At 64.3% G+C, this 14,272-nt stretch carries 10 protein-coding genes; all 10 read left to right on the top strand.

Annotation, left to right across the window (positions count from 1 at the left end):
- Positions 1-25 precede the first annotated feature (25 nt).
- The 10 genes from gyrA to pcaF all read left to right on the top strand — a co-directional run bounded on the left by gyrA (position 26) and on the right by pcaF (position 14,116).
- Positions 26-2,833, top strand: coding sequence for a DNA gyrase subunit A (gyrA, locus tag SA190iCDA_RS15425; protein WP_070886261.1), 2,808 nt, complete (start codon positions 26-28; stop codon positions 2,831-2,833).
- A gap of 85 nt (positions 2,834-2,918) precedes the next feature.
- Entirely contained in the window at positions 2,919-4,004 is a 1,086-nt protein-coding gene (gene serC / locus SA190iCDA_RS15420; RefSeq protein ID WP_070886260.1) for a 3-phosphoserine/phosphohydroxythreonine transaminase, read from the top strand.
- Complete coding sequence (gene pheA / locus SA190iCDA_RS15415) at positions 4,004-5,113, top strand: prephenate dehydratase (protein WP_070886259.1); 1,110 nt, start codon at positions 4,004-4,006, stop codon at positions 5,111-5,113. Before serC ends, pheA begins: the two co-directional genes overlap by 1 nt.
- An 86-nt stretch (positions 5,114-5,199) precedes the next feature.
- On the top strand, positions 5,200-6,309 hold the full coding sequence (gene hisC, locus SA190iCDA_RS15410; protein ID WP_070886258.1) for a histidinol-phosphate transaminase: 1,110 nt from the start codon (positions 5,200-5,202) through the stop codon (positions 6,307-6,309).
- A gap of 17 nt (positions 6,310-6,326) precedes the next feature.
- Positions 6,327-8,546 (top strand): bifunctional prephenate dehydrogenase/3-phosphoshikimate 1-carboxyvinyltransferase, encoded by a 2,220-nt coding sequence (locus SA190iCDA_RS15405; protein WP_070886257.1) that lies wholly within the window; start codon positions 6,327-6,329, stop codon positions 8,544-8,546.
- Positions 8,543-9,232, top strand: coding sequence for a (d)CMP kinase (gene cmk / locus SA190iCDA_RS15400; protein ID WP_070886256.1), 690 nt, complete (start codon positions 8,543-8,545; stop codon positions 9,230-9,232). Before SA190iCDA_RS15405 ends, cmk begins: the two co-directional genes overlap by 4 nt.
- Before the next feature lie 138 nt (positions 9,233-9,370).
- Positions 9,371-11,050 carry a 30S ribosomal protein S1 gene (gene rpsA, locus SA190iCDA_RS15395; RefSeq protein WP_013791124.1) on the top strand — a complete coding sequence of 560 codons (1,680 nt, stop codon included), beginning with the start codon at positions 9,371-9,373 and terminating at the stop codon, positions 11,048-11,050.
- Between the two features lie 230 nt (positions 11,051-11,280).
- Positions 11,281-12,132 carry a CoA transferase subunit A gene (locus tag SA190iCDA_RS15390; protein ID WP_070886255.1) on the top strand — a complete coding sequence of 284 codons (852 nt, stop codon included), beginning with the start codon at positions 11,281-11,283 and terminating at the stop codon, positions 12,130-12,132.
- Positions 12,132-12,914, top strand: coding sequence for a CoA-transferase subunit beta (locus SA190iCDA_RS15385; protein ID WP_070886254.1), 783 nt, complete (start codon positions 12,132-12,134; stop codon positions 12,912-12,914). The genes SA190iCDA_RS15390 and SA190iCDA_RS15385 overlap by 1 nt, the downstream gene beginning before the upstream one ends.
- Positions 12,911-14,116 (top strand): 3-oxoadipyl-CoA thiolase, encoded by a 1,206-nt coding sequence (gene pcaF, locus SA190iCDA_RS15380; RefSeq protein ID WP_070886253.1) that lies wholly within the window; start codon positions 12,911-12,913, stop codon positions 14,114-14,116. Before SA190iCDA_RS15385 ends, pcaF begins: the two co-directional genes overlap by 4 nt.
- Positions 14,117-14,272 lie beyond the last annotated feature (156 nt).

Raw genomic sequence — 14,272 nt, 5'->3', positions numbered from 1 at the left:
TCAGAAAAAAGGAATCAGGCTACTCATGGGCGAACTGGCCAAAGAAATCCTCCCGGTCAACATCGAAGATGAACTGAAACAGTCGTACCTCGACTACGCGATGAGCGTGATCGTCGGGCGTGCCTTGCCGGATGCGCGCGATGGCCTGAAGCCCGTGCATCGCCGGGTGCTGTTCGCCATGAGCGAGCTGGGCAACGACTGGAACAAGCCCTACAAGAAATCCGCCCGTGTGGTCGGTGACGTGATCGGTAAATATCACCCCCACGGTGATACCGCCGTCTACGACACCATCGTGCGGATGGCCCAGCCCTTCTCGCTGCGCTACCTGCTGGTCGACGGCCAGGGCAACTTCGGTTCGGTGGACGGCGACAACGCCGCCGCCATGCGATACACCGAAGTGCGCATGACCAAGCTGGCCCACGAGCTGCTGGCCGACCTGCACAAGGAAACCGTCGACTGGGTGCCCAACTACGACGGCACCGAGCAGATCCCGGCGGTCATGCCGACCAAGATCCCCAACCTGCTGGTCAACGGTTCCAGCGGTATCGCCGTGGGCATGGCCACCAACATCCCGCCGCACAACCTGGGCGAAGTGATCGATGGCTGCCTGGCGCTGATCGACAATCCGGAGCTGACCGTCGATGAGCTGATGCAGTACATCCCCGGCCCGGACTTCCCGACCGCGGGCATCATCAACGGGCGCGCCGGCATCATCGAGGCCTACCGCACCGGCCGTGGCCGCATCTACATCCGCGCCCGCGCCGAAGTCGAGGACATCGACAAGGTCGGCGGCCGCCAGCAGATCGTCGTCACCGAGCTGCCGTACCAGCTGAACAAGGCGCGCCTGATCGAGAAGATCGCCGAGCTGGTCAAGGAGAAGAAGCTCGAGGGCATCACCGAGCTGCGCGACGAGTCCGACAAGGACGGCATGCGCGTGGTCATCGAGCTGCGCCGCGGCGAAGTGCCCGAGGTGATCCTCAACAACCTCTACGCCCAGACCCAGATGCAGAGCGTGTTCGGCATCAACGTGGTGGCGCTGATCGACGGCCAGCCGAAGATCCTCAACCTCAAGGACATGCTCGAGGCCTTCATCCTGCACCGCCGCGAGGTGGTCACCCGGCGTACCGTGTTCGAACTGCGCAAGGCCCGTGAGCGTGGTCACATCCTCGAAGGCCAGGCGGTCGCGCTGTCCAACATCGACCCGGTCATCGCCCTGATCAAGGCCTCGCCGACACCATCGGAAGCCAAGGAAGCGCTGATTTCCACCGCCTGGGAATCCACCGCCGTGGAGGCCATGGTCGAGCGCGCGGGTGCCGACTCCTGCCGCCCGGAAGGTCTCGATCCGCAATACGGCCTGCGTGACGGCAAGTACTACCTGTCGCCGGAACAGGCCCAGGCGATCCTCGACCTGCGCCTGCACCGCCTGACCGGCCTGGAGCACGAGAAGCTGCTGGCCGAGTACCAGGAAATCCTCAACCAGATCGGCGAGCTGATCCGCATCCTGACCAGCGCCGAGCGCCTGATGGAAGTGATTCGCGAGGAGCTGGAAGCGGTCAAGGCCGAGTTCGGCGACAAGCGCCGTACCGAGATCCTCGACTCGCGTCTGGACCTGACCCTGGGTGACATGATCCCGCAAGAAGAACGCGTGGTGACCATCTCCTACGGCGGTTATGCCAAGACTCAGCCATTGACCGCCTACCAGGCCCAGCGCCGCGGCGGCAAGGGCAAGTCGGCCACCGGCATCAAGGACGAGGACTACATCGCCCACCTGCTGGTCGCCAACAGCCACGCCACGCTGCTGCTGTTCTCCAGCAAGGGCAAGGTGTACTGGCTGAAAACCTACGAAATTCCCGAAGCGTCCCGCGCCGCCCGCGGCCGCCCGCTGGTCAACCTGCTGCCGCTGGAGGAGGGTGAGTACATCACCACCATGCTGCAGATCGACCTCGAGGCCCTGCAGCAGCAGGCCGGCGCCGACGACGTGGACGACAGCGACGACGCCGTGCTCGAAGGCGAGATCGTCGAAGCCGAAGAAGTGGCAGAAGTCGCCGAGGTCGAGGAAGTCGAAGGCGAAACCGCCGAGCTGGTGGCCGAGCCGACTGGCGCCTACATCTTCATGGCCACCGCCTCCGGTACCGTGAAGAAGACCCCGCTGGTGCAATTCAGCCGTCCGCGTTCCAACGGCCTGATCGCCCTGAAGCTGAAGGAAGGCGACACCTTGATCGCCGCCGCCATCACCGACGGTTCCAAGGAAGTCATGCTGTTCTCCAGCGCCGGCAAGGTGATCCGTTTCGCCGAGAGCGTGGTGCGGGTCATGGGCCGTGGCGCCCGTGGTATCCGCGGCATGCGGATCGGCAAGGACCAGCGCCTGATTTCCATGCTGATCCCGGAATCCGGTGCGCAGATCCTCACCGCTTCCGAGCGTGGTTTCGGCAAGCGTACCGCGCTGTCCAAGTTCCCGCGTCGCGGCCGGGGTGGCCAGGGCGTGATCGGCATGATCACCAAGGAGCGTAACGGCCCGCTGATCGGCGCCATCCAGGTGCAGGATGGCGAGGAAATCATGCTGATTTCCGACCAGGGCACCCTGGTACGCACCCGTGTCGACGAAGTCTCCAGTTCCGGCCGCAATACCCAGGGCGTGACCCTGATCAAGCTGGCCAAGGACGAGAAACTGGTCGGCCTGGAGCGTGTGCAGGAGCCTTCCGAGGAAGACATCGACGAGGCGCTGGACGAAGAGGGCAACCCTGTCGTCGTCGCCGAAGCCGATGAGGCTGTTGCAGGCGAAGAGCCGGCAGCAGAGGGTGGCGAGCCAGCAGCAGAAGATCGCGACGCTTAACCGCGCCGCTCTGCCTGCGGGGTTACGGCACTGCAGGCAGCATTTCGCCAGATAGATGTAGCAGACAGTCAAGCGAGAGTGAATTGTGAGCAAGCGAGCCTTTAACTTCTGCGCCGGCCCGGCCGCGCTTCCCGAAGCCGTTCTGCAGCGCGCCCAGGCCGAGTTGCTCGACTGGCAGGGCAAGGGCCTTTCCGTCATGGAAATGAGCCACCGCAGCGACGACTACGTGGCCATCGCCGAAAAGGCCGAACAGGATCTGCGCGACCTGCTGAGCATTCCCTCCGACTACAAGGTGCTGTTCCTGCAGGGCGGCGCCAGCCAGCAGTTCGCCGAGATTCCGCTCAACCTGCTGCCCGAAGACGGTACCGCCGACTACATCGACACCGGCATCTGGTCGAAGAAGAGCATCGAAGAGGCGCGCCGTTACGGCAACGTCAACGTCGCCGCCAGCGCCAAGCCCTACGATTACTTCGCCATCCCCGGGCAGAACGAGTGGCAGCTGTCCAGGAACGCCGCCTACCTGCACTACGCCAGCAACGAAACCATCGGTGGCCTGCAGTTCGACTGGATCCCCGAGACTGGCGACGTGCCGCTGGTGGTCGACATGTCCTCGGACATCCTGTCGCGCGAAGTGGACATCTCCAAATTCGGCCTGATCTACGCCGGCGCCCAGAAGAACATCGGCCCCAGCGGTCTGGTGGTGGCGATCATCCGCGAAGACCTGCTCGGCCGCGCGCGTAGCAGCTGCCCGACCATGCTCAACTATCAAGTAGCCGCCGATAACGGCTCGATGTACAACACCCCGGCGACCTTCAGCTGGTACCTGTCCGGTCTGGTGTTCGAATGGCTCAAGGAGCAGGGCGGTGTCGCCGCCATGGAGCAGCGCAACAAGGCCAAGAAGGACCTGCTGTACAAGGCCATCGACGCCAGCGAGTTCTACAGCAACCCGATCGCCAAGAACGCCCGCTCGTGGATGAACGTGCCGTTCCGCCTGGCGGACGAGCGCCTGGACAAGCCGTTCCTGGCTGGCGCCGATGCCCGCGGCCTGCTCAATCTCAAGGGTCATCGTTCGGTGGGCGGCATGCGCGCCTCCATCTACAACGCCGTGGGCGTGGATGCGGTCGAGGCGCTGGTTGCCTACATGGCGGAGTTCGAGAAGGAGCACGCCTGATGAGCAACGACGCCAATACCGATCAGGCGTTGCAGGCCCTGCGCCTGCGCATCGACAGCCTGGACGAGAAGATCCTCGAGCTGATCAGCGACCGTGCGCGCTGCGCCGAAGAGGTGGCGCGGGTGAAGATGGCGACCCTGGCCGAGGGCGAGGTGCCGGTGTTCTACCGCCCCGAGCGCGAGGCGCAGGTACTCAAGCGGGTGATGGAGCGCAACCGCGGCCCACTGGGCAACGAGGACATGGCGCGGCTGTTCCGCGAGATCATGTCCTCCTGCCTGGCCCTGGAGAACCCGCTGAAGGTCGCCTACCTGGGCCCGGAAGGCACCTTCTCCCAGGCGGCGGCGATGAAGCATTTCGGCCACGCGGTGATCAGCCAGCCCATGGCGGCGATTGACGAAGTGTTCCGCGAAGTGGTGGCCGGCGCCGTCAACTTCGGCGTGGTGCCGGTGGAGAACTCCACCGAGGGCGCGGTCAACCACACCCTGGACAGCTTCCTCGAGCACGATCTGGTGATCTGCGGCGAAGTGGAGCTGCGCATCCACCACCACCTGCTGGTCGGCGATGCCACCAAGACCGACCGCATCACCCGCATCTATTCCCACGCCCAGTCCCTGGCCCAGTGCCGCAAGTGGCTCGACGCCCACTACCCGAACGTCGAGCGCGTGGCGGTTTCCAGCAACGCCGATGCCGCCCGCCGGGTGAAGAGCGAGTGGAACTCGGCGGCGATTGCCGGCGACATGGCCGCCAACCTGTACGACCTGACCCGCCTGGCCGAGAAGATCGAGGATCGCCCGGACAACTCCACGCGCTTTCTGATCATCGGCAACCAGGAAGTGCCGCCCACCGGCGACGACAAGACCTCGGTGATCGTCTCGATGCGCAACAAGCCCGGTGCCCTGCACGAGCTGCTGGTGCCGTTCCACCAGAACGGCATCGACCTGACCCGCATCGAAACCCGCCCGTCGCGCAGCGGCAAGTGGACCTACGCCTTCTTCATCGATTTTGTCGGCCACCACCGCGACCCGCTGATCAAGGACGTGCTGGAGAAAATCAATGGGGAAGCCGTGGCGCTCAAGGTGCTGGGCTCCTACCCCAAGGCGGTACTTTAATCAGCAGCTGCAAGCTGCAAGCCACAAGCTGCAAGTGAGCAGCGTTCTGGCTTCCAGCTTGTGGCTATAGCTTGAGGCTTGCAGCTATGACTTGTGATTTCATCGCCCTGGCCCAGCCAGGCGTACAGAAACTGTCCCCCTACGTGCCAGGCAAGCCGGTCGACGAGTTGGCCCGCGAGTTGAACATGGACCCGGCCAGCATCGTCAAGCTGGCCAGCAACGAAAACCCGTTGGGCCCGAGCCCCAAGGCGCTGGCCGCGATCCGTGCCGAGCTGGACGAGCTGACCCGTTATCCCGATGGCAATGGTTTCGCCCTGAAAACCCTGCTGGCCGAGCGCTGTGGCGTGACCACCGCCCAGGTGACCCTGGGTAACGGCTCCAACGACATCCTCGAGCTGGTGGCCCGTGCCTACCTGGCGCCCGGCCTGAACGCGGTGTTCAGCGAGCACGCCTTCGCGGTTTACCCGATCGCCACCCAGGCCGTCGGTGCCCAGGCCAAGGTCGTGCCGGCGGTGGATTTCGGCCATGACCTGCCGGCCATGCTGGCGGCCATCGATGCCAATACCCGCGTGGTGTTCATCGCCAACCCCAACAACCCGACCGGCACCTGGTTCGGCAAGCAGGCGCTGCGCGACTTCCTCGCCGCCGTGGCGGAAAACGTGCTGGTGGTGCTGGACGAGGCCTATATCGAATACGCCGACGGCGACGAGCTGCCAGACGGCCTGGATTACCTGGCCGAGCACGCCAACCTGCTGGTGTCGCGCACCTTTTCCAAGGCCTATGGCCTGGCCTCGCTGCGCGTCGGCTATGGCCTGAGCCGGCCCGAGGTGGCGGACGTGCTGAACCGCGTTCGCCAGCCGTTCAACGTTAACAGCTTCGCCCTGGCCGCGGCCTGTGCTGCGTTCGACGATGCCGAATACCTGGCACGCAGCCGTGAGGTGAACACCGCCGGCATGCTGCAGTTGCAGGAAGGCTGCCGTGAGCTGGGCCTGGGCTGGATTCCGTCCAAGGCCAACTTCCTGGCCATCGACTTCGGCCGTGATACCGCGGCGATCAATCAGGGCCTGCTCCATGAAGGCGTGATCGTGCGCCCGGTCGCCGGCTACGGCATGCCCAACCACCTGCGCGTTTCCATCGGCTTGCCGGCCGAGAACGCCCGCTTCCTGGAAGCGCTGCGCAAGGTGCTGAACGCGTGACGCAACGCACTGCAGCCATGCAGCCGCTGGTCGAGCGCCTGGTGGTGGTCGGCCTCGGGCTGATCGGCGGCTCCTTCGCCAAGGGGCTGCGTGCCCGCGGTGTGTGCCGTGAAGTGGTGGGCGTGGACCTGGATGCGCGGTCGCGGCGCCTGGCCGTCGAGCTTGGCGTGGTCGACCGTTGCGAAGAAGCACTGGCTGCCGCCTGTCAGGGCGCCGACGTGATCATGCTGGCCGTTCCTATCCTGGCCATGGAGCGTGTGCTCGGTGAACTGGCCAAGCTGGATCTGGGTGGTGCCATCCTGACCGATGCCGGCAGCGCCAAGGGCAATGTGGTGCGCGCTGCCGGCGCGGTGTTCGGCGGCGTGCCGGCGCGCTTCGTGCCGGGCCATCCGATTGCCGGCTCCGAGCAGAGCGGGGTGGAGGCGGCCAATGGCGAGCTGTTCAAGCGCCACAAGGTGATCCTCACGCCGCTGGCGCAGACCGACGCGCGAGCGCTGCAGCGCGTCGATCAGCTGTGGCACGAGCTGGGCGCCGATGTCGAGCACATGCAGGTCGAACACCACGACCAGGTACTCGCCGCCACCAGCCACTTGCCGCACCTGCTGGCCTTCGGCCTGGTCGACTCGCTGGCCAAGCGCAACGAAAACCTGGAGATCTTCCGCTACGCCGCCGGCGGCTTCCGCGATTTCACGAGAATCGCCGGCAGCGACCCGGTCATGTGGCACGACATCTTTCTCGCCAACCGCGAGGCCGTGCTGCGTACCTTGGATGTTTTTCGCGACGACCTCGACGCCTTGCGCGACGCGGTCGACGCAGGGGACGGGCATCATCTGCTGGGCGTATTCACCCGCGCCCGGGTGGCCCGCGAACATTTCAGCAAAATACTGGCCCGCCGGGCCTATGTGGACGCTATGCACTCGAACGATTTGATTTTTCTGGCAAATCCTGGCGGCAAGGTCGCCGGCCGCATCCGCGTACCGGGCGACAAGTCCATCTCGCACCGCTCGATCATGCTCGGCTCCCTGGCCGAGGGCACGACCGAGGTCGAAGGTTTCCTGGAGGGTGAAGACGCCCTGGCGACCCTGCAGGCCTTTCGCGACATGGGCGTGGTCATCGAAGGCCCGCACCATGGCCGCGTGACCATCCATGGCGTCGGCCTGCACGGCCTCAAGCCGCCACCCGGCCCGATCTACGTGGGCAACTCCGGCACCTCGATGCGCCTGCTCTCCGGCCTGCTGGCCGGCCAGCCGTTCGACGTGACCATGACCGGCGACGCCTCGCTGTCCAAGCGCCCGATGAACCGCGTGGCCAATCCGCTGCGGGAAATGGGCGCGGTGGTCGAGACCGGCCCGGACGGCCGTCCGCCGCTGACCATTCGTGGCGGCAGCAAGCTCAAGGCGCTGACCTACACCCTGCCGATGGCCAGCGCCCAGGTGAAATCCTGCCTGCTGCTCGCCGGCCTGTACGCCGAAGGCGTCACCACCGTGACCGAGCCGGCGCCGACCCGCGACCATACCGAGCGCATGCTGCGCGGCTTCGGCTATGCGGTCGAGTCCAATGGCCCGGTGGCCTCTCTGCAGGCCGGCGGCAAGCTGACCGCCACCCGCATCGAAGTGCCGGCGGACATTTCCTCGGCGGCCTTCTTCCTGGTCGCGGCCTCCATCGCCGAAGGTTCCGACCTGCTGCTCGAGCATGTCGGCATCAACCCGACCCGTATCGGCGTGATCGAGATCCTGCGCCTGATGGGCGGCGACATCAGCCTGGAGAACCCGCGTGAAGTCGGCGGCGAGCCGGTGGCCGATCTGCGCGTGCGCGGCGCCAAGCTCAGGGGCATCGAGATTCCCGAGGAGCTGGTGCCACTGGCCATCGATGAATTCCCGGTGCTGTTCGTCGCGGCCGTCTGCGCCGAAGGCCGCACCGTGCTGCGCGGCGCCGAAGAGCTGCGGGTGAAAGAGTCCGACCGTATCCAGGTGATGGCCGATGGTCTCACCAGCCTGGGCGTCAAGGTCGAGCCGACCGCGGACGGCATCATCATCGACGGCGGCCAGCGCATCGGCGGCGGCGACGTGTACAGCCACGGTGATCACCGTATCGCCATGGCCTTCAGCGTCGCCTCGCTGCGCGCCACTGCGCCGATTCGCATCCACGACTGCGCCAACGTCGCCACCTCGTTCCCCAACTTCCTGGCCCTGGCCGGGCAGGTGGGTATGCGTGTCGCCGTGGAGGACAAGCAATGAACCTGAATGCGCCGGTGATCACCATCGACGGACCGAGCGGCTCGGGCAAGGGCACGGTTGCCGGCCTGTTGGCCAAGCAGCTGGGCTGGAACCTGCTCGACTCCGGCGCGCTGTATCGCCTGCTGGCGTTCTGCGCGGGTAATCATGGCGTCGATCTGAGCAACGAAGAGTCGCTGAAGCTGCTGGCCGCCCATCTGGACGTGCAGTTCCTCGCAGCCGGCGACGGCAAGCCCCAGCGCATCATTCTCGAGGGCGAGGAGGTGACCGACGCCATTCGCAACGAGACCGTCGGTGCCGGTGCCTCCCAGGTTGCCGCACTGCCTGCCGTGCGAGAGGCCCTGTTGCAGCGCCAGCGCGCCTTTCGCGAAGCGCCGGGGCTTATCGCCGACGGGCGGGATATGGGTACGGTGGTTTTCGAAGACGCGCCGCTGAAGGTTTTTCTCACCGCCAGCGCCGAGGAACGTGCCAATAGGCGTTACCTGCAGTTGAAGGCCAAGGGCGATGATGTTAATCTCGCGAGTCTTCTCGATGAGATCCGGGCGCGCGACGAGCGTGATACCCAGCGTGCGGTGGCTCCGCTCAAGCCGGCAGCCGACGCAATCCAGCTGGATTCCACCCAGTTGTCCATCGAGCAGGTGCTGGAAAGAATCCTGAGCGAAGTCGCCAATCGCGACCTCGCCGGTTGAAAAGAGCCAATTTCGGCTCGCAAGGGAGGCATACGGGAGACCAGTCCCAGTCCCGTAGGCCTCTTTTTATATGAATAAACCCGCATTGTCTGGAATGCGGAGCAGGGCGAATCCCCGCCCGCCCCTACAGGAATCAACATGAGCGAAAGCTTTGCAGAACTTTTTGAAGAAAGCCTGAAGTCCCTCGACATGCAGCCGGGTGCCATCATCACCGGCATCGTGGTCGACATCGACGGCGACTGGGTTACCGTTCACGCTGGCCTGAAGTCCGAGGGCGTCATCCCTCTGGAGCAGTTCTTCAACGAACAAGGCGAGCTGACCATCAAGGTCGGTGACGAAGTACACGTAGCGCTGGACGCGGTCGAAGACGGCTTCGGTGAAACCAAGCTGTCCCGCGAAAAAGCCAAGCGCGCCGAGTGCTGGATCGTTCTGGAAGCAGCTTTCGCCGCTGAGGAAGTGGTCAAGGGCGTTATCAACGGTAAGGTTAAGGGCGGCTTCACTGTCGACGTTAACGGCATCCGTGCGTTCCTGCCAGGTTCCCTGGTCGATGTCCGTCCGGTGCGTGATACCACTCACCTGGAAGGCAAAGAGCTCGAGTTCAAGGTCATCAAGCTGGACCAGAAGCGCAACAACGTTGTCGTTTCCCGTCGCAGCGTCCTGGAAGCCGAAAACAGTGCCGAGCGCGAAGCGCTGCTGGAATCGCTGCAGGAAGGCCAGCAGGTCAAGGGTATCGTCAAGAACCTCACCGACTACGGCGCATTCGTGGATCTGGGTGGCGTCGACGGCCTGCTGCACATCACCGACATGGCCTGGAAGCGTATCAAGCACCCGTCCGAGATCGTCAACGTTGGCGACGAGATCGACGTCAAGGTTCTGAAGTACGATCGCGAGCGTAACCGTGTTTCCCTGGGCCTGAAGCAACTGGGCGAAGACCCATGGGTTGCCATCAAGGCGCGCTACCCGGAAAGCACCCGCGTCATGGCGCGCGTGACCAACCTGACCGACTACGGCTGCTTCGCAGAGCTGGAAGAAGGCGTGGAAGGCCTGGTACACGTTTCCGAAATGGACTGGACCAACAAGAACATCCACCCGTCGAAAGTCGTTCAGGTTGGCGACGAAGTGGAAGTCATGGTTCTGGACATCGACGAAGAGCGTCGTCGTATCTCCCTGGGTATCAAGCAGTGCAAGACCAACCCATGGGAAGACTTCTCCGGTCAGTTCAACAAGGGTGACAAGATCTCCGGCACCATCAAGTCGATCACCGATTTCGGTATCTTCATTGGTCTGGACGGCGGCATCGACGGCCTGGTTCACCTGTCCGACATCTCCTGGAACGAAGTCGGCGAAGAAGCCGTACGTCGCTTCAAGAAGGGCGACGAGCTGGAAACCGTCATCCTGTCGGTCGACCCGGAGCGTGAGCGCATCTCCCTGGGCATCAAGCAGCTGGAAGAAGATCCGTTCTCCGACTACGTTGCTGTCAACGACAAGGGCACCATCGTTCGCGGTACCGTGAAGGAAGTTGACGCCAAGGGCGCCATCATCACCCTGGCCGACGGCATCGAAGCCACTCTGAAAGCCTCCGAAATCAGCCGTGACCGCGTTGAAGACGCGCGCAACGTTCTGAAAGAAGGCGAAGAAGTAGAGGCCAAGATCATCAGCGTCGATCGCAAGAGCCGCGTGATCAGCCTGTCCGTCAAGTCGAAAGACGTTGAAGACGAAAAAGAAGCCATCAAGGAAATGCGCAAGCAGGAAGTTGAAACTTCCGGTCCGACCACCATCGGTGATCTGATTCGTGCGCAGATGGAAAACCAGAACTAAGTTCGGGTAATCCACAGAAAGGGCGACTTCGGTCGCCCTTTTTTATGCCTGTGGACAAGTGGTTTTCGGTCTTTGGGTGTGTCGCGTTAAATTGCAGGTCCATGCAAACGTTGTTCGATTATCGAACGGATAGTCGATTATCGGATTGTTAGCTGCCTACTGGATGAGTACCTTGGATCATACGGCTAATCGCCGCCCACGGTATCCAGAGCAACAAGACGAGAACGACCATGGCTGAGATTCTCTCCCTGCGCGAAGCGGTCGAACGCTTCGTTCACGACGGCGACACCCTTGCCCTCGAAGGCTTCACCCACCTGATTCCGACCGCTGCCTCCCATGAGCTGATTCGGCAGAACAAGAAGGACCTGACCCTGGTGCGCATGACGCCCGATCTGGTCTACGACCTGCTGATCGGTGCCGGTTGCGCCAGGAAGCTGATCTTCTCCTGGGGTGGCAACCCCGGTGTCGGTTCGCTGCAGCGGCTGCGCGATGCCGTCGAGAAGCACTGGCCGCACAAGCTGGAAATCAGCGAGCACAGCCACGCCGCCATGGCCAATGCCTATGTCTCCGGCGCCTCCAACCTGCCGTTCGCCGTGCTGCGCGGCTACCAGGGTTCGGACCTGGTCAAGGTCAACCCGGACATCAAGTTCATCGACTGCCCTTTCACCGGCGAGAAGCTGGCGGCGGTGCCCAGCGTACGCCCGGACATCACCGTGATCCACGCCCAGAAGGCCGACCGCAAGGGCAACGTGCTGATCCAGGGCATCCTTGGCGTGCAGAAGGAAGCGGCCCTGGCGGCCAAGCGCTGCATCGTCACCGTCGAGGAAATCGTCGACGACCTGCAGGCGCCGATGAACGCCTGCGTGCTGCCGACCTGGGCCATCACCGCGGTTTGCGTGGTGCCTGGTGGCGCCCATCCGTCCTACGCCCACGGTTACTACGAGCGCGACAACCGCTTCTACCAGGCCTGGGACCCGATTGCCCGCGACCGCGAAACCTTCACCGCCTGGATCGACGAATACATCCGCGGCACCGAGGATTTTGCGCAGTACCAGGCGAAGATTGACGGGGAGGCCAAGTGATGAGCGACTTCAACACCAACGAGATGATGACCGTGGCCGCCGCGCGCCGCCTCGGCAATGGCAGCGTGTGCTTCGTCGGCATCGGCCTGCCGTCCAAGGCCGCCAACCTGGCGCGCCTGACCCACGCGCCGGAAGTGGTGCTGATCTACGAATCCGGCCCCATCGGCGCCAAGCCGAGCGTGCTGCCGCTGTCCATCGGTGACGGCGAGCTGGCCGAAACCGCCGACACCGTGGTGCCGACCGGCGAGATCTTCCGCTACTGGCTGCAGGGCGGGCGCATCGACGTCGGCTTCCTGGGCGCCGCTCAGGTCGACAAGTTCGGCAATATCAACACCACGGTGATCGGCGACTACCAGGCGCCGAAAGTGCGCCTGCCCGGTGCCGGTGGCGCGCCGGAGATCGCCGGTAGCGCCAAGAAGGTGCTGATCATCCTCAAGCAGGGGCACCGCACCTTCGTCGACAAGCTGGCGTTCATCACCTCGGTCGGTCACGGCGAAGGCGGTGATCATCGCAAGCGCCTGGGCCTGCCGGGAGAAGGCCCGGTGGCGATCATCACCGACCTGTGCATCATGGAGCCGGAAGCCGGCACCAATGAGTTCATCGTCACCTCGCTACATCCAGGCGTGACCCGCGAGCAGGTGATCGAGAATACCGGCTGGCAGATCCGTTTCGCCGACAATGTGACCACCACCGAGGCGCCGAAAGCCGAGGAACTGGCCGCGCTGCGCGATCTGGAAGCCCGTACTGCCGAGGCCCATGGCCAGAAAGGAGGTGACGAATGAACCGCGAGGTATTCATCTGCGACGCCGTACGCACGCCGATTGGCCGCCTCAACGGCGCGCTGTCTGCGGTACGCGCCGACGACCTGGCAGCGATCCCGCTCAAGGCGTTGGTCGAGCGTAACCCGCAGGTCGACTGGTCAGCGGTCGATGAAGTATTCATGGGCTGCGCCAATCAGTCCGGGGAAGATAACCGCAACGTCGCGCGCATGGCGCTGCTGCTTGCCGGCCTGCCGGAAATGGTGCCTGGCGTGACCCTCAATCGTCTGTGCGCCTCGGGTATGGAAGCGGTCGGTGCTGCCTTCCGCGCCATCGCCTCGGGTGAGATGGAGCTGGCTATCGCCGCCGGCGTCGAGTCGATGACCCGCGCACCCTACGTGCTGGGCAAGGCCGACAGCGCCTTCGGCCGCGGCCAGAAGCTGGAAGACACCACCCTGGGCTGGCGCTTCGTCAACCCGGTGATGAAAGAGCAATATGGCGTCGACCCGATGCCGGTCACCGGTGACAACGTCGCCGAGCAATATGGCGTCAGCCGCGCCGACCAGGACGCCTTCGGCCTGCGCAGCCAGCAGCGTGCAGCGGCTGCCCAGGAACGCGGTTACTACGCCGAGGAAATCGTCCCGGTGGTGATCAGAACCAGGAAAGGCGACGTGGTCGTCGACCGCGACGAACACCCGCGTGCCGACACCACCGCCGAAGGCCTGGCCAAGCTCAAGCCGGTCAACGGCCCGGACAAGACCGTTACCGCCGGCAACGCCTCGGGCCTCAATGACGGCGCCTCGGCGATGATCCTGGCCTCGGCCGAAGCGGTTAAGCAGTATGGCCTCAAACCACGCGCCAAGGTGCTGGGCATGGCCAGCGGCGGCGTCGCACCGCGCATCATGGGCGTCGGCCCGGTGCCGGCGGTGCGCAAGCTGCTGACTCGCCTGAACCTGGAGATCGATGCCTTCGACGTGATCGAGCTCAACGAAGCCTTCGCCGCCCAGGGCCTGGCCGTCACCCGCGATCTCGGCTTGCCGGACGACAGCCCCAAGGTCAACCCGAACGGCGGCGCCATCGCCCTTGGTCATCCACTGGGCATGAGCGGCAACCGTCTGGTTTTGACCGCCGTGCACCACCTGGAGAAGACCGGCGGCAAGCTTGGTTTGGCCACCATGTGCGTGGGCGTGGGGCAGGGGCTGGCGCTGGCTATCGAGCGGGTTTGACGGGCTGTTTGCATGGTGACGAAGCTGCCTGTCGTAGGGTGGACGGCGCTTTATCCGTCCACCGCGTCGCAATCGCACCGGTGGACAAATAGAGCGTTGTCCACCCTACGGCACTCGACCCAGACCGCGCATTTGTGGGAGGGCGCCATGCGCCCG

This window comes from Pseudomonas argentinensis, assembly GCF_001839655.2.
Classification (GTDB): domain Bacteria; phylum Pseudomonadota; class Gammaproteobacteria; order Pseudomonadales; family Pseudomonadaceae; genus Aquipseudomonas; species Aquipseudomonas argentinensis_B.
The sequence above is the reverse complement of the archived record's forward strand: the minus strand, read 5'-3'. Positions and strand labels throughout refer to the sequence as shown.

What these genes read in the sequence shown, in the direction of transcription:
- gyrA (WP_070886261.1), top strand. Translation starts at nt 26, where the DNA reads ATGGGCGAACTGGCCAAAGAAATCCTCCCGGTCAACATCGAAGATGAA.
- pheA (WP_070886259.1), top strand. Translation starts at nt 4,004, where the DNA reads ATGAGCAACGACGCCAATACCGATCAGGCGTTGCAGGCCCTGCGCCTG.
- hisC (WP_070886258.1), top strand. Translation starts at nt 5,200, where the DNA reads ATGACTTGTGATTTCATCGCCCTGGCCCAGCCAGGCGTACAGAAACTG.
- SA190iCDA_RS15405 (WP_070886257.1), top strand. Translation starts at nt 6,327, where the DNA reads ATGCAGCCGCTGGTCGAGCGCCTGGTGGTGGTCGGCCTCGGGCTGATC.
- cmk (WP_070886256.1), top strand. Translation starts at nt 8,543, where the DNA reads ATGAACCTGAATGCGCCGGTGATCACCATCGACGGACCGAGCGGCTCG.
- rpsA (WP_013791124.1), top strand. Translation starts at nt 9,371, where the DNA reads ATGAGCGAAAGCTTTGCAGAACTTTTTGAAGAAAGCCTGAAGTCCCTC.
- SA190iCDA_RS15390 (WP_070886255.1), top strand. Translation starts at nt 11,281, where the DNA reads ATGGCTGAGATTCTCTCCCTGCGCGAAGCGGTCGAACGCTTCGTTCAC.
- SA190iCDA_RS15385 (WP_070886254.1), top strand. Translation starts at nt 12,132, where the DNA reads ATGAGCGACTTCAACACCAACGAGATGATGACCGTGGCCGCCGCGCGC.
- pcaF (WP_070886253.1), top strand. Translation starts at nt 12,911, where the DNA reads ATGAACCGCGAGGTATTCATCTGCGACGCCGTACGCACGCCGATTGGC.